Annotated in this window: 24 protein-coding genes and 1 pseudogene; 5 read left to right on the top strand and 20 right to left on the bottom strand. The window is 36.1% G+C overall.

Annotation, left to right across the window (positions count from 1 at the left end):
• Positions 1-203 precede the first annotated feature (203 nt).
• The 6 genes from PQF83_RS15430 to panE form a co-directional block, all read right to left on the bottom strand.
• Positions 204-2,120 carry a stage V sporulation protein D gene (locus PQF83_RS15430; protein ID WP_001266227.1) on the bottom strand — a complete coding sequence of 639 codons (1,917 nt, stop codon included), beginning with the start codon at positions 2,118-2,120 and terminating at the stop codon, positions 204-206.
• 81 nt (positions 2,121-2,201) lie between these two features.
• On the bottom strand, positions 2,202-4,352 hold the full coding sequence (locus tag PQF83_RS15425; RefSeq protein ID WP_073535857.1) for a penicillin-binding protein: 2,151 nt from the start codon (positions 4,350-4,352) through the stop codon (positions 2,202-2,204).
• Between the two features lie 21 nt (positions 4,353-4,373).
• Complete coding sequence (ftsL, locus tag PQF83_RS15420) at positions 4,374-4,736, bottom strand: cell division protein FtsL (protein ID WP_000067081.1); 363 nt, start codon at positions 4,734-4,736, stop codon at positions 4,374-4,376.
• Positions 4,737-4,751: 15 nt separating this feature from the next.
• A complete protein-coding gene (gene rsmH / locus PQF83_RS15415; RefSeq protein ID WP_000481790.1) occupies positions 4,752-5,684 on the bottom strand; it encodes a 16S rRNA (cytosine(1402)-N(4))-methyltransferase RsmH in 933 nt (310 codons plus the stop codon).
• Between the two features lie 368 nt (positions 5,685-6,052).
• Complete coding sequence (gene bshC / locus PQF83_RS15410) at positions 6,053-7,669, bottom strand: bacillithiol biosynthesis cysteine-adding enzyme BshC (protein WP_000403052.1); 1,617 nt, start codon at positions 7,667-7,669, stop codon at positions 6,053-6,055.
• A 79-nt stretch (positions 7,670-7,748) separates the two neighbouring features.
• Entirely contained in the window at positions 7,749-8,639 is an 891-nt protein-coding gene (panE, locus tag PQF83_RS15405) for a 2-dehydropantoate 2-reductase (RefSeq protein WP_000782392.1), read from the bottom strand.
• Positions 8,640-8,932: 293 nt separating this feature from the next.
• On the opposite strand from panE, the gene PQF83_RS15400 reads away from it, so the two are divergent.
• Positions 8,933-9,406, top strand: coding sequence for an N-acetyltransferase (locus PQF83_RS15400; protein ID WP_000506707.1), 474 nt, complete (start codon positions 8,933-8,935; stop codon positions 9,404-9,406).
• 34 nt (positions 9,407-9,440) lie between these two features.
• Here PQF83_RS15400 and PQF83_RS15395 read toward each other — a convergent pair whose 3' ends face one another.
• The 3 genes from PQF83_RS15395 to PQF83_RS15385 all read right to left on the bottom strand — a co-directional run bounded on the left by PQF83_RS15395 (position 9,441) and on the right by PQF83_RS15385 (position 10,812).
• Entirely contained in the window at positions 9,441-9,947 is a 507-nt protein-coding gene (locus PQF83_RS15395; protein ID WP_000246478.1) for an RsfA family transcriptional regulator, read from the bottom strand.
• A gap of 129 nt (positions 9,948-10,076) precedes the next feature.
• A complete protein-coding gene (gene rpmF, locus PQF83_RS15390) occupies positions 10,077-10,250 on the bottom strand; it encodes a 50S ribosomal protein L32 (protein ID WP_001984764.1) in 174 nt (57 codons plus the stop codon).
• A gap of 61 nt (positions 10,251-10,311) precedes the next feature.
• On the bottom strand, positions 10,312-10,812 hold the full coding sequence (locus PQF83_RS15385; protein WP_000872145.1) for a YceD family protein: 501 nt from the start codon (positions 10,810-10,812) through the stop codon (positions 10,312-10,314).
• Positions 10,813-10,965: 153 nt separating this feature from the next.
• On the opposite strand from PQF83_RS15385, the gene PQF83_RS15380 reads away from it, so the two are divergent.
• Positions 10,966-12,207 (top strand): nucleotidyltransferase, encoded by a 1,242-nt coding sequence (locus tag PQF83_RS15380; RefSeq protein ID WP_411267126.1) that lies wholly within the window; start codon positions 10,966-10,968, stop codon positions 12,205-12,207.
• 29 nt (positions 12,208-12,236) lie between these two features.
• On the opposite strand, the gene PQF83_RS15375 is transcribed toward PQF83_RS15380, so the two are convergent.
• Both PQF83_RS15375 and PQF83_RS15370 read right to left on the bottom strand, forming a co-directional pair.
• On the bottom strand, positions 12,237-13,259 hold the full coding sequence (locus PQF83_RS15375) for a SepM family pheromone-processing serine protease (protein ID WP_000476307.1): 1,023 nt from the start codon (positions 13,257-13,259) through the stop codon (positions 12,237-12,239).
• Positions 13,252-14,043: a patatin-like phospholipase family protein gene (locus PQF83_RS15370; protein ID WP_272792300.1), complete on the bottom strand. Its 792-nt coding sequence runs from the start codon at positions 14,041-14,043 to the stop codon at positions 13,252-13,254. Before PQF83_RS15370 ends, PQF83_RS15375 begins: the two co-directional genes overlap by 8 nt.
• Before the next feature lie 113 nt (positions 14,044-14,156).
• Between PQF83_RS15370 and ylbJ the strand changes: the two genes are divergently transcribed.
• Positions 14,157-15,386 carry a sporulation integral membrane protein YlbJ gene (ylbJ, locus tag PQF83_RS15365; protein WP_000273104.1) on the top strand — a complete coding sequence of 410 codons (1,230 nt, stop codon included), beginning with the start codon at positions 14,157-14,159 and terminating at the stop codon, positions 15,384-15,386.
• Here the strand turns inward: ylbJ and coaD are convergent.
• Both coaD and rsmD read right to left on the bottom strand, forming a co-directional pair.
• Positions 15,378-15,869: a pantetheine-phosphate adenylyltransferase gene (gene coaD, locus PQF83_RS15360; RefSeq protein ID WP_000200598.1), complete on the bottom strand. Its 492-nt coding sequence runs from the start codon at positions 15,867-15,869 to the stop codon at positions 15,378-15,380. The two genes, ylbJ and coaD, sit on opposite strands and share 9 nt — an antisense overlap.
• On the bottom strand, positions 15,866-16,432 hold the full coding sequence (gene rsmD, locus PQF83_RS15355) for a 16S rRNA (guanine(966)-N(2))-methyltransferase RsmD (RefSeq protein WP_001266987.1): 567 nt from the start codon (positions 16,430-16,432) through the stop codon (positions 15,866-15,868). Before rsmD ends, coaD begins: the two co-directional genes overlap by 4 nt.
• Positions 16,433-16,935: 503 nt before the next feature.
• Here rsmD and PQF83_RS15350 point away from each other — a divergent pair.
• Positions 16,936-17,325, top strand: a complete 390-nt coding sequence (locus PQF83_RS15350; RefSeq protein WP_000616011.1) for a DUF7147 family protein — start codon at positions 16,936-16,938, stop codon at positions 17,323-17,325.
• Between the two features lie 54 nt (positions 17,326-17,379).
• On the opposite strand, the gene PQF83_RS15345 is transcribed toward PQF83_RS15350, so the two are convergent.
• The 6 genes from PQF83_RS15345 to PQF83_RS15320 form a co-directional block, all read right to left on the bottom strand.
• Positions 17,380-17,646 carry a YlbG family protein gene (locus tag PQF83_RS15345; RefSeq protein ID WP_002080814.1) on the bottom strand — a complete coding sequence of 89 codons (267 nt, stop codon included), beginning with the start codon at positions 17,644-17,646 and terminating at the stop codon, positions 17,380-17,382.
• A 126-nt stretch (positions 17,647-17,772) separates the two neighbouring features.
• Positions 17,773-18,225: a YlbF family regulator gene (locus PQF83_RS15340; protein ID WP_000634351.1), complete on the bottom strand. Its 453-nt coding sequence runs from the start codon at positions 18,223-18,225 to the stop codon at positions 17,773-17,775.
• A gap of 115 nt (positions 18,226-18,340) precedes the next feature.
• Positions 18,341-18,913, bottom strand: a complete 573-nt coding sequence (locus PQF83_RS15335; RefSeq protein WP_001998138.1) for a histidine phosphatase family protein — start codon at positions 18,911-18,913, stop codon at positions 18,341-18,343.
• Between the two features lie 82 nt (positions 18,914-18,995).
• Entirely contained in the window at positions 18,996-19,241 is a 246-nt protein-coding gene (locus PQF83_RS15330; protein WP_001200990.1) for a YlbE-like family protein, read from the bottom strand.
• A gap of 11 nt (positions 19,242-19,252) precedes the next feature.
• Entirely contained in the window at positions 19,253-19,702 is a 450-nt protein-coding gene (locus PQF83_RS15325) for a YlbD family protein (RefSeq protein ID WP_001143326.1), read from the bottom strand.
• Between the two features lie 141 nt (positions 19,703-19,843).
• Positions 19,844-20,878 (bottom strand): CAP domain-containing protein, encoded by a 1,035-nt coding sequence (locus PQF83_RS15320; RefSeq protein ID WP_000735391.1) that lies wholly within the window; start codon positions 20,876-20,878, stop codon positions 19,844-19,846.
• A gap of 207 nt (positions 20,879-21,085) precedes the next feature.
• Here PQF83_RS15320 and PQF83_RS15315 point away from each other — a divergent pair, with 207 nt between their 5' ends.
• Complete coding sequence (locus PQF83_RS15315; protein WP_001160940.1) at positions 21,086-21,451, top strand: YugN family protein; 366 nt, start codon at positions 21,086-21,088, stop codon at positions 21,449-21,451.
• 46 nt (positions 21,452-21,497) lie between these two features.
• Here PQF83_RS15315 and PQF83_RS15310 read toward each other — a convergent pair.
• Positions 21,498-22,121, bottom strand: a pseudogene (locus PQF83_RS15310) (formamidase); the annotation flags it as partial.
• Positions 22,122-22,248 lie beyond the last annotated feature (127 nt).

Raw genomic sequence — 22,248 nt, 5'->3', positions numbered from 1 at the left:
TAAACCCTCTCTACATTGTGTATTTATCTCTTTTATTAATAAGCAACACGTTACCTCCTAATTATGTAAAATAGGAGGTAAGTGCTACTGTGTCTAATAAATAGACCTATTTATAACCGAGACTCTTGCGGTCTCAAATTAAGTAACTCTTCTATAAAGAACTCACTTCCACCAATTGTACCATAAAACGTACTAGGTTACCTTTAATTCCCGAAGTAAATTCTAATTTTTGAGCCTTCTTTCACTTTAGCTCCTGCTTCTGGGGACTGTTTAATGACTTTCTCTCCATCTCCGCTTATATCAAGCTTCAAATCAACGAGTTGCGTCTGTAAGTCTTTCTTTTTCATACCAATTAAATTTGGAACTTCCACAGTTGGTGTATCGCCCCATTTATATTCTCTCTCAACTTGTTCTTTTCTCGGTTTCACTCCCATAACAGGAAGTGCATCCCGCAGAATATTTCCAACAATTGGAGCTGCTACTACTCCACCAAATTGCGTTACACCTTTCGGATTATCAACAGCAACATATACAACAATTTCCGGATCATCTGCTGGAGCAAAACCGATAAAAGATACGATATAATTATTCTCTAAATATTTACCATCTTTCACTTTTTGGGCTGTACCTGTTTTTCCGCCTACACGATACCCATCAATAAAAGCACCTTTACCAGATCCCTTTGCTACAACATTCTCTAATGCATACCGAACTTTTTCTGAAGTTTCCTTGGAAATAACTTTTCTTTTTTCCACAGGTGTCTTTTTACTTACAACTTGATTGTTTTTCGGATCAATAAATTCTTTAGCTATATACGGTTGATACAATGTTCCACCATTTACAGCTGCTGCTACCGCCGCCACTTGTTGAATTGGCGTAACAGAAACACCTTGACCGAATGAAGTTGTTGCTTGCTCGACTGGACCGACTTTGTCTAAATTAAATAAAATCCCACTACCTTCACCTTGCAGGTCAATTCCGGTTTTTTGTCCAAAGCCAAAATTACGAATGTATTTAAACAATCGATCTTTACCAAGACGATCACCCAGCTCGATAAATCCTGGGTTACAAGAGTTTTGAACTACTTCTAAAAACGTTTGGCTACCATGACCTCCTGCTTTCCAGCATTTCAATCTTGCTCCACCAACTTCAGCTGCTCCATCATCATAAAACGTATCTTTCTCTAAGTCTACTAAATTTTCATTCAAAGCTGCGGCTAACGTAATGATTTTAAATGTTGAACCAGGTTCATACGTACTCCATACTGGTAAATTTCTATTGTACACTTCTGGAGAAACACTTTGAAAATCTGCCGGATCAAAACTCGGCCGACTCGACATACCTAAAATTTCACCATTTTTCGGATTCATCGCAATCGCAATCATACCATCTGGATTATATGTCGACTCTGCGATATTCATTTCTCTTTCCATAATTCTATTAATACGTGCATCAATTGTTAAGCCTAAATTCAAACCAGCTTCTGGTTTTTTGAAATCATCGCCAACATTAGGCATCCTTTGCCCTTTTGCATCTGCAAAAAAGCGCACATGACCTTCATCACCATTCAGTTCTTTATCATAATATTTTTCTAGTCCCATAAGACCTTGGTTATCACTACCTGCAAACCCTAATACATGTGATAAAAAGTTGCCAAATGGATAGTACCGGATAGAGTCCTCTGCGATATAAACACCTTTCAAACTTAATCCTCTTACCTCTTTCGCCTTATCATGTGATATTTTCCTTCCGCCTTTATCTAACCTTACAATTGATTCTTTTTTTGTAATCCTCTTATAAATCTCATCTTTTTCCACACCTAATACTGCAGCTAACTTCTCTGCAGTCTCTGCTGGTTTTTCAATTTGCCTCGGTACAACAAAGACAGTTGGAGCACTTTTATTCGTGGCAAGTTCCACACCATTTCGGTCTAAAATTTTTCCACGTTCAGGTTCAAAAGTAATATTACGACTCCATGAATCTTTCGCACGATCCGTTAACATATTCCCAAGAAAAAATTGCACATATCCAAGACGAATATCGATGATAGTGAAAATAAGTATACCTGATATGAGTATAAAAATAAGTCGTTTTCTAACTGTTACATTTGATACACGCATATTGGAACAAGCCTCCCTTACGCCTAGCTTGTTCCAATATATGCTTGTACTTATTTAATTAGAACTTCTTCTCTTTTACCATTACGGCTTTTCTGCTTCTTGTTGTGGTTCAAGTGGCGGTACAAGTGTTACACCTAACTCTGTACCAGGTTGCAACAATGTTCCTTCTGGTACACTTTGTTCGGTTACGTATCCTGTACCAGTAGGTTTTAGATTAAGCTTTAATGTTTTTGCTAAATTCATAACATCACGAAGTGCCCAGCCTTGTATATTTGGCATTGTAGGTTTATCTCCCACTAAGAAGACTCGGTCACCCTTTAATGTTTGTTCAGTTGCTTTCGGTACTTGATGCTGTACTTTCCCTTCACCTAATACGATTGGGCGAAGTTTTGCTTTATCAATGGCTTTTTTCGCTTCTTCCATCGTTTTTCCCGTTACATCTGGAACAGCAGTTTGCTGCTCTTTCACATATTTCTTCGGATCTTTCACTTCATTAGGCTTAATCTTTAAATACTCTAAACTATTCTTCGTTACATATTTAAAAATATCAGCTAAAGGTTGTGCGCCGCTCTCATCATCTTTCAATTTCGGCTTTTTAACAGCTACATACACAACAAGTTGCGGATTGTCCATAGGTGCCATACCTAAGAATGAGAATATATAATTCTCTCTTCCCGTCATATAGCCTCCTTTTCCATCCGGAATTTGCGCTGTTCCTGTTTTACCACCAACTGAATAGCCATCGACTTTATAAGCAGTTCCTGTTCCTTTCGGCGATGTAACAACGCGTTCTAATAACTGTCTTACTTGCGCTGCTGTCTCTTTTGTAACAGGTTTTCCCACTTCTTCTGGTTTATGTTCTAATTTTACTTCCTCTGTTATCGGATCTACAATTTTATCAATTGTATAAGGTTTCATCATTTTCCCATCGTTCGCAATAGCAGTTGCAGCCTGTACAAGCTGAATTGGTGTTACAGTAGAACCTTGTCCAAAAGCTGTTGTTACTTGCTGTATTTGCTGATCGAATACAATGGTATTTGAACCTTCACCAGGTAAATCAATATTCGTTTTTTCATCTAATCCGAAAGCATGGATATATTTCCGGAAACGGTCTGGACCAAGTTTTTGATCCCCTAAAATAGCAAACGCTACGTTGGAAGAGCGCTCTACACCTTCATCAAATGTGATAGATCCCCATCCAGCACCGCCATTATGATCTTTTATTTTGCGGTTCCCGACTTGATATGTACCAGACTGATAATAATCTTGTCCCTTATACACACCTTCATTAATAGCTGCTGCTAGCGTAAAAATTTTCATTGTTGATCCAGGTTCAAATGCATTTGCAATTGCGTCATTATAAAAATAATTATTATTCTCTTGGTTCGGATCATAACTAGGCTTACTAGACATCGCTAATATTTTCCCTGTTTTTGGATCCGCAACAATTCCTATTAAGCTTTCTGGCTCATAATGTTTACTCGCTTCTTTCATTGCATCTTCTAAATAACTTTGAATACGCTGGTCGAGTGTTAAATATACATTATCTCCATTTTTAGGTGCCTTCACATTCACTTTTCCACCGTCAAGAGATACGCCTCTACGATCGCCTGTATAAGCTACCTCTCCATTGGAAGCACCTAAATACTTATTCAAACTCTTTTCTAAACCAAATTGACCTACAGCGATTCCCTTTTCATCAGGTCTCGCATGACCTACAACATAAGATGCAAAATCACCGTTCGGATACACTCTTGCATTTTCAGTAATAAAAGATATACCTGGTAATTTCAATGCTTCTATTTGTTCTTTCTGTTCTTTCGTCAAGCCTTTACCTAATTTCCCAAACTCTACTTGACTTCTACCCTCTTTATTTAAAGTAGCTAAAATCTTCTCTTCATCTTTTCCGAGTACGCCCGCAATTTTCTTAGCAGTATCCTCTTTATTCTCAACAGGCTTCGCACCTTTTAATTCCGCTACAAGTTTATAAGAGTTTGCATCTTGCGCTAACACATGGGAATTTTGATCATAAATCGTCCCACGATTCGCTTCCAGAACTCCTGTTTTACTATGTTTTTGCTGAGCGAGTTTATCCAAATCCTGATTATGCACTGTTCCTGTCGCTTGTATGTAAAAAAATCGGGCTAATAACAGCAAAAAGAGCAGGAGGAATAAAATCATAAAATACCCTGCTCCCTTATTGGTATGAAATTTAGTCATATTTCTCTTCATTTTCCCTTCACACCTATTGCCTTATTTGAGGCCTTTCACATTATTCGCATTAATTTCTAGCCCGTGTTTTTTTGCAACTTCAGCGATTCGTTCATAACGACTTAACTTCTCTACTTCAGCCTGTAACTCTTGATTTTCTTTTTGCTGCTGTACAATTTTTTGTTCTATTGTCGCAGCTTCTACATTAACTTGATAAAGGCCTGCTTTATTTCCAATAAACGCTACACAGGCATACAATAAAAAGCCAATAAACGCTACATACAACAGTTTTTCGATTCTTGTAATCTTCGCTTTAGCTTTTGGTTGAACCATCTGCTGTGGGGGCGTTTGAATCTGAACCTCTTCTTGCGCTTGTTGCTTGTACTTTACAGCTAAGTTACTCATACCTCTCTCCCCTTTTTATCGTTTTTCAGCGATTCTCAATTTCGCAGAACGCGCTCGATTATTTTCTTCTAACTCTATATCAGAAGGTAAAATCGGTTTTCTTGTAATAAGCTTTAATTTCGGCTTAAATTCATCAGGAATAATTGGTAATCCTGGTGGCAATTGTGGCGTTGTACTATTTCGCTTAAACGTCGTTTTACAAATACGGTCTTCTAAAGAATGGAATGTTATAACGCTAACTCTTCCGCCTGGCTTAACCATCTCAATTGCAGATTCCAACGCTTCTTCAAATACTTTCAATTCATCATTTACCGCAATACGGATCGCTTGGAACACTCGCTTCGCAGGATGTCCACCCGTTCTACGAGCAGGAGCTGGAATACCCTCTTTAATTAGTTCTACTAATTCCCCTGTCGTTTCAATAGCTTTATTCTCACGATACGCTTCAATTTTTCTTGCTATTTGTTTTGAAAATTTCTCTTCGCCATACTGGAAGAAAATTCTTACAAGTTGTTCATATGACCAACTATTTACAACATCATAGGCTGTTAATGGGGCATCTTGATCCATTCGCATATCTAACGGTGCATCATGATGGTAACTAAAGCCACGCTCTGGTGTATCTAATTGCGGGGATGAAACACCTAAATCAAATAAAATACCGTCTACTTCTGTTATACCTAATTCCTGTAGTTTTTCAGATAGGTAACGGAAATTACTCCTTACTGTTATGAACTGCTCACCGTATGAAGAGAATTTTTCTTTCGCATTTTGAATTGCTATCTCATCTTGATCAAACGCGATTAATCTTCCGCCTTCAGTTAATTGGGATAATAAATAAGAACTATGTCCTCCTCCCCCCAGTGTACAATCTACATATGTACCACCTGGCTTTATATCTAAGCCATCTACTGTTTCCTTCAAAAGCACTGTTACGTGATTAAACATTGTTGCACCTACTCTTTTTCCAATTAATTATGTTGAATGTATCTCCTCCTCTAAACGCATATTTCACGACTAGAGAACGAAATACTATGAAAGAACGACTCATTTAACTTGCCTACAAAGGCAGCATACTATACAAATCGCCATTTTCTTTTATTATATACTAAATTTTATCATCTTTTGCGGGAATTTAAATAAAAAACTGTCGAAAAAGATAATAATACGTTTACATTTTGTGCTATTTTGTCATATATTTAAGTATCCTGCATAATTACGATATTAGCTTTTTTAAAATTAATAATTCAGAAAAATTTCACTTCACAGTAAATTCAACGGAATAAAAATAAAATCCTGCTCCTAAGAGCAAGATTCTATAGTTTTATAACGTGATGTTTTCCATTCCAAGAGAATGGTTTTTCCATTACACGATCAACGAAATCTAAACCGAACTGATTTAAATAGTAACATACATTCCACACACGCTCTTGTGGCGCTCCCAATGGGCGTAGTGCAAATTGTATACGACGGAATTTATTTAGTTCCACTTCATGTTTTTTCTCAACATTTCTTTTCAACATTCTTTCCAACAGTTCAATTTGTTCATTAATTTTGAACTCGTTTTTCCCTGCAAACGAACTTAATCCAGGATCTATTTTCTTCACAAACTGTTGTAATGACTTATGAATATCAATTATTTCTTTTTTCGCCTCTACAAATCGTTCATCTATCGGTTCCTCTATTTGATTAGATAGCCAGTTTTCACGCAACTTATCTACGTTATTCAAAAACGGGTCACTCTCTTGCAATTGTAAATCGTGTAAATCTGTCGCTATATCCCTCTCAATATAAGTAATTGTAATACGAGGAACGACAGGAGGCATTCGGAAGCCGATAGTATGGAAGACTTGTTGTAATTCACTCCAGTAAGCTAATTCCCCTGGACCTCCAATAAACGCCAACGTAGGAAATACATACTCTTGCATAAGAGGGCGCGTTACAACATTATTACTAAAGCGCTCTGGGCTTCTTTCCATCTCTTCAATCAATTCCTCATATGAAAAGGAATACGTCCCATCTTTCCCAACAAACTTCCCTTGATTGTCTTCAAGCAACACTCGCTCATTATCAATTTCCATAAATATATGTACTGCATTAGACTTTGTTTCAATAATTGGCTTATATCCTAATTCTTTAATTACTTCCTGTTGGTTATGAAGCCCCTCTTGCACTTCTTTATACTTACTTACAATTTGTTTAAAAAACGGCACTTCTAATTTTCTTAATTCAGGATGATGCGAATCGACAAGAATTAAACCAGAATTCATGAACATTTTCATAATAAGGTGACCAAAGAAATCTACATACGTATTCGATTTCCGTAAAGAATCATCAATAAATCGCAGTACATCCTTTGTAAAATTCGTTTCAGGGTATGTTTTAAAAATTTCTTCAATCCACTTTCTACAGTCTTCCAAAGAAAGCTCAGACTCTGAAGCACTCGCCTTTTTCGGATTACGATCATGAAAAATGGTCTTTTTTATTTTTTTATTCTTCGTTACAAAAGTATGATTAATTTCATCCATATCATGGTCTTCACCAGCAATCCAGAAAACAGGAACAACTTTAACGCCTAAACTTTCTTCCTTTTCCTTCGCAAGCTGTAAAACTGAAATAATTTTATGAATCGTATAAAGTGGCCCAGTTAATAACCCAGCTTGTTGTCCAGCTATAACAACATATGTATCTTCATCTTCAAGCGCTTTTACATTTTGAATTGTAGCTTCTCCCGCTTGTAATTTTGTATTATATTCTAATAAATGCGCTACTAAATCTTGGCGGAAAAACTCCCTCTCACGCAAATCTTGTACACGCTGTTTAAAAGCATCTTCTGTTAACATATAATCAAAACACGACTGTATCTCTTTTTTACCGTTCATATAGTCCGCTACAACACCTTGTTGCGGAACAGAGATTTCTTTTATCTCCATATAATTCTTCCTTTCGTATCCTGTTCTCTCACCAATCCACATTGTAGTCAATGTTTCACGTAAAAGCAAAGAATTACACTTATACTTTTACTTCTAACCCTTTTATTGCATCGAACAAAAATTGAAGTGTCGGAACGGATCGTTGCTGTTTCTTAGCTTCTTCTAATACATATCCAACAATCGCACCAATCTCTGTTTGTCTATTCGCCCTTACATCTGCCAGCATAGATGATGTATTATGAGATGTTCTTTCACATACATGACGTACCATTTCCCATACCATTTCTTTTTCTTCTTTAACGAGAAAAACGACTTCCTTGAATACTTGCTCCATCATCTGATAAAAAAACGGGTTCGTGATCAATTCTCCGTTCTTGACCTGTAATAATGCCGTCAATGGATTGATACATACATTCACTACTAATTTTTTGTGCATAACATCCTTCCAATTATCTTCTATTCGAATTGGAAAATGCGGAAAAGGAAAGCAATTAAATATTTTTTCAAAATGTATAGACCGACCGCGCACGATTCCAAACTTCGTTACACCTATCCCTGTATGATAAACGGTATGTCTTTCTTCTTTTTTCGCACCATGCTCTACAATTCCAACTGCAATATTTTCATTCTCTATTTTCTGCATAGCATGAAGGTGTGACATTCCGTTTTGCAAAAAGACTACTGAGGATTTCCCTCGCACAAAAGGTAGTATGTCAGTTATATGATATTGCTTAACAGCAATAAATATATAATCTAGCTGCTGGTCTAGCATGCTTTCTATTGGTAATACTGGCGGGAATACCGTTTCACGTTTCCCCTCCCTAATACAAGTTACACCCGTTATATTTAATTCGTCAGCCTGCTTAGCTGTCCTTGTAAACAACGTAACATCTTGATTACTTTTTTGTAAATAAAATGTATACAATAGACCAATAGCTCCTGGTCCCACAACTCCAATTTTCATTTTCACACAAGGAACTCATTTGAACACGATACATAAGTCCCTTTTTCCCCTCCTCTTTTATTCCGCGAACCCCCGATTCATACGGAATCATAATTAACTAAAGATGATCAAATGCCACCTCTTCTTTCAATATGTATATACTACTTATTACTATACTTCTACTCTTAGTTTAGCAAATCCTCAAAAAAATAATAAAAGAAATACACTATCATCTTCATAAAAATAAAAAAATGAGTTATAATATTATTATAAATATTTTCACTTTTCTGCATTCAACGAGACAAAAAGGATGTGATGTTATGGGATTCCCAAAAGTTGAGCGCTTGCTCATCAATTATAAAACATTAGACGAGTTTAAAAAATTTAAAGGCTGCGGAGCTCAAGAACTATCCATGTTAGAAGAATTACAAGCAAACATTATTGAAAACAATAGTGAATCTCCATTTTACGGTATTTATTACGGTGGATCACTCATTGCACGTATGAGTCTATACATGAAAAGGAACGGCGGGGAACCATTCGAAATTACAGGTACTTACCTAGAACTTTATAAACTTGAAGTATTACCAACTTTCCAAAAACAAGGATTCGGAGAAATGCTTGTAAATTATGCGAAGGGACTGCAGTTCCCAATTAAAACGATCGCACGTATCCATTCAGCTGGTTTTTGGGATAAATTAAATTTCCAACCTGTGTCAGTACCTGATGGTGATTTTTACGTTTGGCACCCAGAAACAAATTTGAATGCGGTTACAAATGAAGAGTCTGCATAAGAAATAAAAAAACAGCTACATAGCAGCTGTTTTTTTATTTCTTTAACTTCTCTAATTTCCCATTCGAACGAGCGCTATTTCTTTCCGCTACCATTACACTTCTTTTTTGATCGATATAATCAAGCAATGTTCTATATTCTTCCTCATATACTGATAATCGCTCCAACAGGCTCTCTTTCTCTGTTTGTAACGATTCAATTTGCTGTTGCAACACCACTAAAGAGTTTTCATCTTTATAATTTTGCAAGAAATCAATAACATCATTCAATGTAATTGACGTAGGTTCTAATACCTTCGTCTCTTTCACTTCATAATTTTCCACTTTACGCAGTTGCTTCGCTTCTTCAATACGTTCTTTGTATTGCTTTCTAACGTAAGAATTCCATCTAAAGCCACATGCTGCTGGTGTACGAGATAAATGTCTTCCCACTTCTTTAAAGGCAGATAATTGCGTTCCACCTTCTCGAATATGCCGGAGTACTACTTCTGCCAGAAGCAAATCTTCATCATCAGTCCAAGCATCTTGTCTTGTTGTCGCCATCTCTCTAGTCCTCCCTATGCATTTTTTATTAAACATATGCAGTTACTAGAAAAGATAGAATACAACAAATGAAGAATAAGACAAAAAAAATAAACGTAGAAGATATCTTCTACGTTTATTTTCCCGCAATTACTTGCTGATTACTTCTTTACCTTTGTAAGTACCGCATGCTTTACATACACGGTGAGCTAATTTCGCTTCACCACAGCTTGGGCACTCTACCATACCAGGTACTGATAATTTGAAATGCGTACGACGCTTTCTTTTTACTGTTTTAGAAGTTCTTCTAAAAGGTACAGCCATTCTTCCCACCTCCTTAAAAGAAATAGTTATTTTCATATGAAGGCCTGAACCAGTCTTCCGATTATTTGTCAAAAAACTTTGCAAGTCCTGCCAATCTTGGATCAACAGGCTTTTCTTTGTCTTCTTCCGAAATCACTTGCCAGTCTTGACCTTGCGTCGGTGCTCCACCAGAAACATCATCACTGAAAATTTGCATTGGAATCTCCAAAAGTATATTTTCCTTGATTACGGGCAGTAAGTCAAGTACTTCTCCTTCTAAACAATGAATTTCAGCTTCAGTTTCAAATTCTTCTTGTGAAGTTTGGAACACCTCAGTTGTTTTAATGTCAAATGGTAATGTCACATCTACTAAAGAGCGAGAACATGGTAAAACCATGCTTCCAGTTATATGTAGATGGAACGTAAACTTACCGGAGCCAAAATCAACTCTTCCTGTTACGTGAACAGGATTAATTTCACGAATATCTTTCTCGACCTCTTTTAGCTCACTTACATCTACCATCTCATCCAATGTCAATCCTTTATTTCTCAATTTATTCAATTGATGGATGGACCATTTCATATCATATCACCTCAAGGCAACAAACAAAATTATAGCTAGCCATTTTATATTTGTCAATGTTTTTTCTTTACACTATAATGAAGTCATCATAGTAAATAATATATAGAGTATCACGTTTTTCAAAAAGATGCTACATCGAAAGGAGAGATTACCATAAAAGCCAGTGGTATTGTTGTTGAATATAACCCTTTTCATAACGGTCATGCTTATCATGTGCAACAAACAAAAAAGTTAACACACTCTGATATTACAATCGCTGTTATGAGTGGCCCTTTTTTACAACGTGGTGAGCCAGCACTCGTATCCAAATGGTATCGTACCAAAATGGCCTTAGCATGCGGTGTAGACCTCGTTGTAGAGCTTCCTTATGCCTTTTCAACGCAAAAGGCCGAAACCTTTGCAAATGGCGCTATTTCTATTTTAAACGCCCTACACGTTTCTGAAATTTGTTTCGGCAGTGAAGATGGACAAATCGAAAATTTTTATAACACCATCTCTGTGCAGAAAAATGAAGAAGAGACTTTTAATCGTCTTGTAAAGCAATTTATGAACGCAGGTAATAGTTACGCAAAAGCTACATCTGAAGCTTTCCTACACATTTTATCTTCTGAAAAAAATATAGACATGTCACAACCAAATAACATTTTAGGCTTCCAATACATAAAAGCAATTCTAATGCAAAATAGTTCTATGCAAGCACAAACGATAAAAAGATTCGCATCTCATTATCATGATGAAACATTTAACGACCAACATATTGCAAGCGCAACAAGTATTCGCAAACAACTTTTTAGTGAAAATAGTTCCTTTACAGAAATTGAGCCTTTCATCCCAAAAGCGACTGCTTCTCTTTTAACGAGTTATAAACAAAACTACGGGACATTACATAATTGGGAACAATACTTTTCATTTTTTAAATACAAACTTATGACGATGTCTCCAGAAGACTTACGACATATATATGAAATTGAGGAAGGTTTAGAGCATCGTATTTTATCAAAAATACAAACCAGTTCCTCCTTCCATTCATTCATGGAAGCGTTAAAAACGAAACGTTATACGTGGACTAGATTACAAAGAGCTTGTACACATATTTTAACAAATACAACAAAAGAAGAAATACATTGCGCAAATATAGAGCAACATGCACCATACCTTCGTCTATTAGGCATGTCACAAAAAGGACAAACGTACCTTTCAAAAAACAAGAAAAAAATAGAGCTTCCAATCCTTACCCATACAAAAACATTTGACCATCCTACTTTACACATAGATCGAAAAGCCAATTCTGTATATTTCTCCATCATACAAGAACCATTACGAACACAACTACTAAAACAAGATGCAACACATCACCCAATTCGTTACGATGAAACAACTGCAAAATTCCTATAAAAAAATCTCTCTGAAAAAGAGAGATTTTTTTATTTATTGCCCATTTTTTCCAAATACATTAATGCATCATCCAACGTATCAACTGGCACAACTTTCATTTTCGTTTTAATATCTTTCGCAGCCTCAAGTGCATCTTTATAATTCGATTTCTCTGCACCTTTTTCATTTGGTGCAAAGAACACTTCAGCACCAGCATCACTTGCAGCAACCACTTTTTGCTGAATACCGCCAATCGGGCCAACTTCTCCCTTTTCATTGATCGTCCCTGTTCCAGCTATTTCATGCCCTCTTGTTAAATCATCTTCCACCAGTTGGTTATATATTTCTAATGTAAACATTAGGCCTGCCGATGGTCCGCCTATTTCATGAGAGTCAATTTTCACTTTCGGATCTACCACTAATTCTCTTTCCGTAACGATAGAAACACCTATACCAACACGTCCATTTCCATTCGGAATAGTCTTTACATTTAAATTTTCTTTTAACTGTTTCCCATCCCTCTTGTACTCAATATTTACTGTATCTCCTTCTTTTTTCCCTGTCATATATTCAATAAATTGTTCTGTCTTTTCAAATGTTTTTCCGTCGACGGCAATGATAACATCTCCAAGTTTAAGCTTTCCTTCTGAAGGCATCCCTTTCGCTACACCAGCAACCAACACACCTTTATTTTCAAAAGAAACAGTACGATTTGCACGTTTATAAGCATTATAAATCGCTGCATTTTGCGAATCTTTCATCGCATAATTTTGGCGAAATTGATATTCTTCATCACTTTCACCTTTTTGCAATATTTCTTCCGCTTTTGAAATATGTGTATATTTATTAAACTGTGCCGCTATTAAATTCACTACATTTGCCGGTCCCATTGAAACCGTAACAAGCATAAAATCACCTGATTCTTTTGTTCCCCCTTCAACTTGAACGTAAGGCTCTAATTTGGCAGCCATTCCTGGTTTCGTTACATAATACGGCAGACGTACATAAACAAGTAACATTGCCAATATAACCCCTATTAAAATTGCATATATAAACCGAAAACGCTTAAACATTATGTTTCTCCTTCCACTGCTCAATTAATAAATGAATATTTGCAACATACTTTTCCGCTTCTACCTCTCCAACTCGAATAATGTCTTCAATGTTTGTAAAAGCCCGGGAACTAAATTGTTCTACAGCTGGTCGCATCATTAAATCAGATGCAATTTGCCGATTTATCACAAGCTCATGTTGCATAATTTCAATACTCTGCATAATTACATCATAAATAGACGTAACCTCTCCATTTACTTTAATCGGGGATACATCAACAGCAATGACAATATCGGCACCTAACTCTTTCACAACCGATACTGGGATGCGATCAATTACTCCGCCATCTACCAATAATCGTCCATCTATTTTCTCTGGCACAAACACTCCAGGTACAGAAATACTTGCTCTCACCGCCTCTGCAACTGGACCACTTGTAAAAACTACTTTTTCCCCCTTTAAGATATCAGTAGCCACAACAGCCGTCGGGATATCTAATTCTTCTAAATTTTTATTATATGTAAACATTTTAATCATATCTTTGACACGTTTTCCAGAAATAAATCCCATTTTCGGAACCGTAAAATCTAAATAATATTTCCTCTTAAAAACATTTGCCAGTTTATACAGTCTTTCAACGTTTGAACTAGCCGCATAAAATGTACCTACTAAAGCCCCCATACTACTTCCTGCAATCATATGAATCGGTATATCATTTTCCCTTAAAACCTTTATAACACCAATATGAGCAAAACCTTTTGCGCCCCCAGATCCAAGAGCTAAGCCAATTTTCGGTTCTTTCACTTTTCTCACCCTTTAATTTTTTTCGTTCCTTTTTCATACTTATGGTCTAAATTCACTACGTATCCACGTATACTGAAATGAACGTTTTTTGGGACAAAGGGGGATTTACTTACATGTATGAAAAATGGAAAACGGCTTTCCTTACCATATCAACACTTTTTTTAACCTTTTCTCTTGTACTCCACCCCCAAGCTGCTTTACAAGCTTCCATTCGAGGGTTAAATATATGGTGGGAAGTTGTATTCCCTTCACTTTTACCGTTTTTCATCATTGCCGAACTTCTCATTAGTATTGGTGTTGTAAAATTTATAGGCGTTATATTAGAACCACTTATGCGACCACTTTTCCGCGTTCCAGGAATAGGCGGATTTGTTTGGGCAATGGGAATGGCTTCAGGCTTTCCCGCTGGCGCCAAATTAAGCGCTAGACTGCGCAAAAGCAATCAACTAACACAAATTGAAGCAGAACGCCTCGTATCTTTTACAAACTCATCCAATCCACTTTTTATTTTCGGGGCTGTTTCTATCGGTTTTTTCAATAATCCGAAATTAGGAATCGTATTAGCTGCTGCACATTATGTAAGTAATTTTGCCGTCGGGTTACTGATGCGTTTTTACGGCAATAACAACAGTTCCACGCATGATAAACATGTTACTAAAAAACACCCTTTTCAAAACCCTTTTTCAATTCTACACGAGACACGTATGCAAGAAAAAAGACCAATAGGAAAATTACTTGGGGACGCTATCGTTTCTTCTATTCAAACGCTACTTATGATTGGTGGATTTATTATTTTATTCTCTGTTTTAAATAAAATGATTACTGTATTTCATATTACAGCAGCCCTTTCTTTTATTATGCAACATATTTTATCATTCTTCCAACTAACTACTGAATTTAGTATCCCAATATTATCTGGCATGTTTGAAATGACACTTGGAAGCCAAATGATTAGTCAAATAACTGAAACACCCCTCCTGCAGCAAGCTATGGTAACAAGCTTTATTTTAGCATTTAGCGGCCTTTCTATTCAGGCACAAGTCGCTAGCATATTAGCTGAAACAGACATTCGATTTAAGCCCTATTTTTTCGCACGAATTATCCAAAGTATTCTTGCCCCTATTTTTACTTTTATATTTTGGAAACCATTTTATGAAAAAGTAAGCTCTTTCTCACCTATGCAAAAAGATATCCCTGTCTTTTTATCGAATCATTCTTCTATTCTGCATGAATTTTGGACATCTTTTATACACTACGGACCGATATTTACATTATTTTGCTTATATGTATATGTCATCTTATTATTTTTTCGGAGCAACAAAGAAAAACCCCGTTCACTTTAACGGGGTTTGAAACTTTTCTTTTAAAGCACGTTCTACAACAGGAGGTACAAGATCTACTACACTTCCTCCATATCTCGCAACTTCTTTCACAATGCTCGAGCTTAAAAATGAGTATTGATTGTTTGTCATAATAAAAAAGGTTTCAATGTTTTCATCTAACTTTCGATTCATAGAAGTAATTTGCATCTCATATTCAAAATCAGAAACTGCGCGTAACCCACGTAAAATCGCGTTCGCATTACGCATTTTTGCATACTCAACTAATAGTCCACTATGTGAATCTACTTTGACATTAGGAATATCCTTTGTTGCTTCTCGAATTAAATCTAAACGCTCTTCCACTGAAAAGAACGGTTTTTTTGACGAGTTGTTTAAAACTACTACGTATACCTCGTCAAATACTTTTGCTCCCCTTTTAATAATATCCAGATGCCCAAGGGTAATTGGATCAAAACTTCCCGAAGAAATAGCTATACTTGTCATTCCGTCCCCTCACCTTCATACTTATAAATCGATATCGCTGTAATGCCATAATTTTCAGCTCGCACTTTTACAAGTCTTCCTATAGCCTCAGGTAAAACTACATCATTACCATGCTCCGCCATAATTAAACCATCGTTATGTAGCAATCCATGTTGATCCATTACACTAATTAAAGATACAATTTTTTGATCTTTATATGGAGGATCAATTAATATAAGATCAAATGATATTTCACGTTTTATAAGTGCTTTTATCGCACGTTCTGCATCATTCCGATATACTTCAGCTTGTTCCTGTATTCTACAACTTTCTAAATTTTGATGGATTACCTTTATCGCTTTATTGTCTCGATCAACAAAAATCGCTTTATCAATCCCTCTACTTATAGCTTCGATTCCAAGACCACCGCTACCACCAAATAAATCAAGAGCGACACCCCCATCAAAATAAGGTCCTATCATATTAAAAATGGATTCTTTTACTTTATCAGTCGTTGGACGTGTTGTATTACCTGGCACCGCTTTAAGTGGGTGTCCTTTACATTTTCCTGAAACTACTCTCATCTGTTGTCACTACCTTTATTTCAATCTATAGAGCAATTATAGAAAGCCCTTCTCCATTCGGTAACCGCTACCAAACTTTACGATTCCATTCATCTTCCAACGAAGACTAGAAGAACTTAGCTTAAAATAACCGCTCTGCATTTTTATGTATTCATCTCACCATTCGCTAACACGAACTATTCGTTTCACTTTATCTTTTTTATCCTATCATAAAATAAAAAAAAGAAAAATAAAAAGCCCAACATAAAATTTAATTTCATCATGTATATCTTCATTTAGATTGGACATAAATAACTATAACAACATCACCTTCGATGTTGTTGCCAACCGCGGAGAAGACTTACGTTTCCCCATAAGTTCTTCCTCCGGTTTCTCCTCTCCCTTTGCCTTCTTACTAGTACATGCTAGTATAAGAAGGGCCCTGCTTTGCAGGGTTTTTTTTCTTTGTCTACTTTTCATTTAAAAAGTGAGATGGTACAGTAAAAGAAAGAGGAGGAAAAGATATGATTCAACGCTTTATAGAACTCGGAGAGGGCTACTCTGATTTATATGAATTACTTGAAATTGCCAAAGCAAATCAAGAACGTATAACACATATGTTACAATTTGAAACAATTAAAAATGAAAAAAAAGTGTGCTCACTTGTTGTAATATTAAAACCAACTACTACTGGTGATTTCCAACCATTATACATATGTCGTGAAGGCATTCCTGTACTTGAAAATAAAAAAAGTAAACGCGTCATTTTATTTGAAGAAACGGCAGAACAACTTGGAAAAAAAGTGACTACCTTTACGGTAAAACCATCCACAACTTTCCCAGAAAAAGAACTGTTTTTCAATCATTTAATTGGTATTTTACGAATGAATAATTTTATTCCTCCAATGAAATAATGTGTTATTTCAAATAAAAAATCCCCTGTTAAAATTAGCAGGGGATTTTTTCTATTAGCTATAATCGTATTCTTTTGCCCGATCAGGACGTGAATTTTCAAATTCCGTTTTTAAATACGGGCGGTACGACTGTTCTATCTTTTTCACAAAAGGAAGTTTGTTCAACTTTTGCATCATATGCTCAATTTGTTCCATATCACAATATACTACTGCATATTTTAAACGTTTTGATATGTAATGTATGTTACCATATTTTCTTAAAATCTTGGCATGTTTCAATGAATGTAAATAAACAATCATACTTTGTCGTTGCCCGAACATAATCTTCTCCATCTTCTCCTTTTAAAAACATATATTTTATATTTTATGAAAACCAATCAGAAATTTATGACATTACAGGACAAACTCTGTATACGTTTTCTTCTATCTTCTAAAAAACGGGGTGATTTACCCCGTTTTTTTACAACCGCAACCTCCGCCGGTACCACAACCGCCACCACAGCCACCAGCATCAAAAAATGGATTTCCTGTTGGAACTTTGATGGAAGAGGACACCTCAGAACCGATTGCTACACTAACTTCATCTAACAACTTTTGTAAAGCCGTTTCTACTCGTTTAAAAGCTGCAATCTTATCATGTAAATCTACAGAACGCTTCAATTCCCTCATTTTCGTCGAAACGAAAGTATAGTCAGGATGATATTTACCGAAACGTTGCACTTCCTCATATCGTTCTTTCATCGCTGTAAATTGCTGAATTAACGTCTGAACTTCCATATCTTCATGCAAGTCTTTATAACATTTACGGTAATCTTCTGCTATATCTGAACAGATGATCGCTTTTGCAAGCTGCTCTGCCTTATCTAATATTAATACGCTTTCTAGCGTCGCTACAATCATGAGAGACACCTCCGAGTATTTATCATACCACATTTAGAATAGAACTACTAATTGAAGTGTCTCACTAAACAGAAAGATATCATTCTAACTATTTTTTAATAATTTCAGTACACATTTATACATTAATATGTTCCGCGATGTTGTATTTAACAACATCCCACTTCCCACTATTTTCATTCACATAACTAATACATGCGTTTTTTAACGGTGTTTTAAACGAAATATCTTCCGGAGCAATTGCATGTAAAATTGCTTTTATCGCATGAGAATGGGCTACAATAATAATACGTTTGCCAGAATGAGTTTCTGCAACATCTTTTACCGCAGCAAAACAACGAGCTACAATTTCTTCATCTTGCTCCATACCTTCTACTTTACCTTCTGCAATTAATTCCCTAACAGTCGCAACTGGCTTCCCAGAAGCTTCACCAAAATTACGTTCAACAAATCGCTCATCTAATAAAATTGATTGTAATCCAGTTGCCTCTGCAATTTCCTTAGCTGTTTCTTGCGCTCTAATTAATGGGCTACTTATAATTATATCCCATGCCTCCGCTTGCAAAGCAGCTGCACTTTGACTCGCTTGCTTCTTCCCCACTTCATTAAGCGGAATATCTTCACGTCCCTGAATAATCTCTTGAAAATTCCAATCAGTTTGTCCATGTCGTACTAAACAAATTTCCGTCATGCTCATGCTGCAACTCCTTTTTAAATAATCCGCTTCTATTGTATCAAAAGTTCTGCATGACGGACATAGTTTTCCCTTCCAATTATGTTGCATTTTGCTGCTTCATATACTGAAACATATCAATCATAATGGAAGCAACTGCCAATTGATTTTGAAATTTCTCAACTTTATCTGGTATCGTTTTTTTGAAATGTTGCATAGCTGCTAACTCAAATGCCTCTTTTTCTTCAGGGTTTCGCGTTAGTTTTCTATACCAGTAAGGTTGCTCCCTAATATAGCGAGATAAATCCTCATCAGCCTTTATAAACTCCATAATTTCTGCTCTCATCCGCTTTCCTCCTAATCCTTCTGAAAGAAAAATGGATTATTTTCGGAAGTACTCTCTTCTTGCTGCGTGCGTTTTCCTTGAAATTGTTGAAAAACTTGTTGCACACTCCCAATAGCACTCGTCACATTGGCTAAATGATGTTGCATTTGTTCCACGTCTAACTTTTTAAAGAAAGAAAGCATTTGCCCCATCACATCAGCAGTTTTTTCCTCTTCAGTTCGAGTATCCTTTTCTTTTCCATTTTCTTTTTTCTTTTCTTTTACCGAAGAAAAAGCAGGCGCTCCATCCGGTCTAAAAGTTGCCCATATTGGATCTTCTTCACCAAGTAAGTACCATTCCTCATAAAACTGTTGCCAAGTTTTATGACCACTTCGAACTTCATGAAGCATTTTAGGGTGATGGTTTACAAACTCTTTAAACTGTTGAACCGATGGATGTAACGGTCCTTTTGTTGTCGGCATAATCCTCACCTCTTCATGTATATCTACTATATAATAAGAAAAAAAAGGCGCATGGTTCGCCTATTTTTAGACGATTCATGCACCTTTTTATCCTACTATTTGCATAGGGGAAGATTCCCATCCACAATTTACAGTTTCATTTTATTTCCGAATAAAGTTTTGTGTATAAAACTTATCGTATACGCCAACACCTAATCCTGTAAATTGTTCATTCAATAAATTTTTTCGATGTCCCTCACTATTTAACCAACCTTGCAATGCCGCAACCCCATCACTATGTTGCGCCGCTATGTTCTCACCGGCAAGTTGAAATCCTACTTTCCCGCGCTGTAAACGATCTCCTAACGTACCTAATGTAGGTGAATCGTGTGAAAAGTAATTATTATCCTTCATATCTTTACTATGACCGATTGCCACCTCTGCCGTTTGTTGGTCCCACGCTAATAACGGTAAATTATGACGACTTCGAATAATATTTGTTAAATCAAAAATTTGTTGCATATTCCCATTCTCTATTTGTTTCATTTTATCTGGAGTTAATGGTTGTTCTGCTAATAATTCACCCGAATAAACGAGCTGATACGGTCTTTGACGCAATAACGTTTCGTCATCCATATAACGAACACCGACAAGCTCATGCGTAAAATGATCAAAATATAATTGTGCCCAACCATCTTCTACTGGTACTAATGGTTGTTCCATCACTTCGGTATCAGATAACTCAAATTGATAACTATTCTTTCCTCTTTTTAACGAAATCTCATGAGAAAGTGGATTCTTTTTATACACATCTTCATACTTTTCATTTATATAATAAGGTGGCACCTTAACTTGCTCACCAGCGACATACGCCGTTACAATTTTACGTTCAGCAACCCCAAATTGAACATACTGAGCTAAATCTTGATTGTATACCCACCATTCATATCCGTAAGCAGATGGTTCTATTCGAGAAGGTTCGCCCCATTTTGCTAATAAATTTTCAGAGTCCCCACCAATCATATTTAAAACCGTATCAGAAGAGTCTTCATTTACTTGTTTTTTCTTTTTCACAATTTTATTTTCTTGCTTTGATTGAGAAGGGGTTAATATATATTGTGAAACGAGTAATTTCCCGTATAAATCAACAGCTAAAATTAAAATTGTAATCATTACGATACGCAATAATTTCTTCAATCGATATACCTCCTGCAAAAAACATAAAATTGAGATATACACAAATCCTTTTCTTTCCTTTTTTTGTGTGTACCGTACTCTTTTCACTATATCATATTTTCGCAAAAAAAGTCTGGATTATCCCTTTTCTCTCAATATGAATTGCACTTTCTTATTATTCATACTATTATAAAAATAATGGTGTAACATTAAAAAAGGAGGTATTTTATGCAATTTACAAATACGAAATTTAATGGGGCAGTCGTTGATTTAACACTATTAACAGAGATTATGGAAAAGAACCATTTTGTACTTGCTGGACAGTGGGATTATGAACGAGTTACATACGATTATAAATTCGAAATATTAAACGATGTTTATTATTTACGTGTACAAGGTTTAGCTGTTGAAGGTGACATTGGCAGCAGACACGCTGAAATAAAGCTACTCCCTCCCTTATTAGGTAAACATTATTATCCTCACGGCGTTGAATATGGTGATGGTGAAACTTTCCCAACGAATGTAATTCAAAAAAGCGAACAACTCCTACAAAATATCGAAAAAGAGTTAAAAGAATTCCAAATCATTGAGTAAATAGAACAAGCGCATCAATATGATGCGCTTGTTCTATTTATCTTACTTAAGAATGAATCGTCTTTTTGACTGGATACCCATAAATAGTTCCATCCTTTACTTTAATCTCATCTTCCCAAGGAACCTTATATTTACCTTCAGCTAAATCTTTTACAAACGTATATGGGTTTTCTTTCACCCCACCAGGAGTCGCTACATATCCCCTTGAACCTAGATTATATATATTATTTTCGAGACCCCATCCTAATCTAGCTTGATCTGCTAGCTCTGGATATACTTCAGCAGTAACAATCTCCCAAGGATTTCGGTGTCCCTGCACTAAAGTAGTCCCATCAAAATTACATACTTGTCCTTCACCAAAATAATAAAATACACCATCATAACCGGCTAAGTTCACCGACAATGTATACATTAAATTTTGCCATGCATTCGAACGATTAGTTAACATCCATTGTTCACTAACTTGTGTGCTATATCCAGAAATACGAATCAAGACATTTGCACCTTTATAAGCTGCTTCACGAGCTACTTCAGGAAACATACCATCATGACAAATACAAACAGCTAATTTACTTCCTCCTGGCCCATCACAAACAGGTAAACCTAAATCTCCAGCCTTCCAAGGTTCAACTGGCACCCAAGGATTTAGCTTACGATACTTCAAAATCATTTATGATGATAGGTAAGGCTTTGATGTAATCTCCACCTTTTCCCCCACCTCACACCGTACGTGCTAGTTTCCTAGCATACGGCGTTCCATCGTTTCCAACTGACTTTAAAATCAAATTATGTTACTA

It is taken from the genome of Bacillus sp. FF-1, from assembly GCF_028548245.1.
Lineage (GTDB): Bacteria > Bacillota > Bacilli > Bacillales > Bacillaceae_G > Bacillus_A > Bacillus_A paranthracis.
This window is presented reverse-complemented; position numbering and strand designations above follow the sequence as displayed.

Excerpts from the sequence above, each read along its gene's own strand:
- PQF83_RS15430 (WP_001266227.1), bottom strand. The coding sequence starts at position 2,120 with ATGCGTGTATCAAATGTAACAGTTAGAAAACGACTTATTTTTATACTC.
- PQF83_RS15425 (WP_073535857.1), bottom strand. The coding sequence starts at position 4,352 with ATGAAGAGAAATATGACTAAATTTCATACCAATAAGGGAGCAGGGTAT.
- ftsL (WP_000067081.1), bottom strand. The coding sequence starts at position 4,736 with ATGAGTAACTTAGCTGTAAAGTACAAGCAACAAGCGCAAGAAGAGGTT.
- rsmH (WP_000481790.1), bottom strand. The coding sequence starts at position 5,684 with ATGTTTAATCACGTAACAGTGCTTTTGAAGGAAACAGTAGATGGCTTA.
- bshC (WP_000403052.1), bottom strand. The coding sequence starts at position 7,669 with ATGGAGATAAAAGAAATCTCTGTTCCGCAACAAGGTGTTGTAGCGGAC.
- PQF83_RS15400 (WP_000506707.1), top strand. The coding sequence starts at position 8,933 with ATGGGATTCCCAAAAGTTGAGCGCTTGCTCATCAATTATAAAACATTA.
- PQF83_RS15395 (WP_000246478.1), bottom strand. The coding sequence starts at position 9,947 with ATGGCGACAACAAGACAAGATGCTTGGACTGATGATGAAGATTTGCTT.
- rpmF (WP_001984764.1), bottom strand. The coding sequence starts at position 10,250 with ATGGCTGTACCTTTTAGAAGAACTTCTAAAACAGTAAAAAGAAAGCGT.
- PQF83_RS15385 (WP_000872145.1), bottom strand. The coding sequence starts at position 10,812 with ATGAAATGGTCCATCCATCAATTGAATAAATTGAGAAATAAAGGATTG.
- PQF83_RS15375 (WP_000476307.1), bottom strand. The coding sequence starts at position 13,259 with ATGTTTAAGCGTTTTCGGTTTATATATGCAATTTTAATAGGGGTTATA.
- ylbJ (WP_000273104.1), top strand. The coding sequence starts at position 14,157 with ATGTATGAAAAATGGAAAACGGCTTTCCTTACCATATCAACACTTTTT.
- coaD (WP_000200598.1), bottom strand. The coding sequence starts at position 15,869 with ATGACAAGTATAGCTATTTCTTCGGGAAGTTTTGATCCAATTACCCTT.
- rsmD (WP_001266987.1), bottom strand. The coding sequence starts at position 16,432 with ATGAGAGTAGTTTCAGGAAAATGTAAAGGACACCCACTTAAAGCGGTG.
- PQF83_RS15350 (WP_000616011.1), top strand. The coding sequence starts at position 16,936 with ATGATTCAACGCTTTATAGAACTCGGAGAGGGCTACTCTGATTTATAT.
- PQF83_RS15345 (WP_002080814.1), bottom strand. The coding sequence starts at position 17,646 with ATGTTCGGGCAACGACAAAGTATGATTGTTTATTTACATTCATTGAAA.
- PQF83_RS15340 (WP_000634351.1), bottom strand. The coding sequence starts at position 18,225 with ATGATTGTAGCGACGCTAGAAAGCGTATTAATATTAGATAAGGCAGAG.
- PQF83_RS15335 (WP_001998138.1), bottom strand. The coding sequence starts at position 18,913 with ATGACGGAAATTTGTTTAGTACGACATGGACAAACTGATTGGAATTTT.
- PQF83_RS15330 (WP_001200990.1), bottom strand. The coding sequence starts at position 19,241 with ATGAGAGCAGAAATTATGGAGTTTATAAAGGCTGATGAGGATTTATCT.
- PQF83_RS15325 (WP_001143326.1), bottom strand. The coding sequence starts at position 19,702 with ATGCCGACAACAAAAGGACCGTTACATCCATCGGTTCAACAGTTTAAA.
- PQF83_RS15315 (WP_001160940.1), top strand. The coding sequence starts at position 21,086 with ATGCAATTTACAAATACGAAATTTAATGGGGCAGTCGTTGATTTAACA.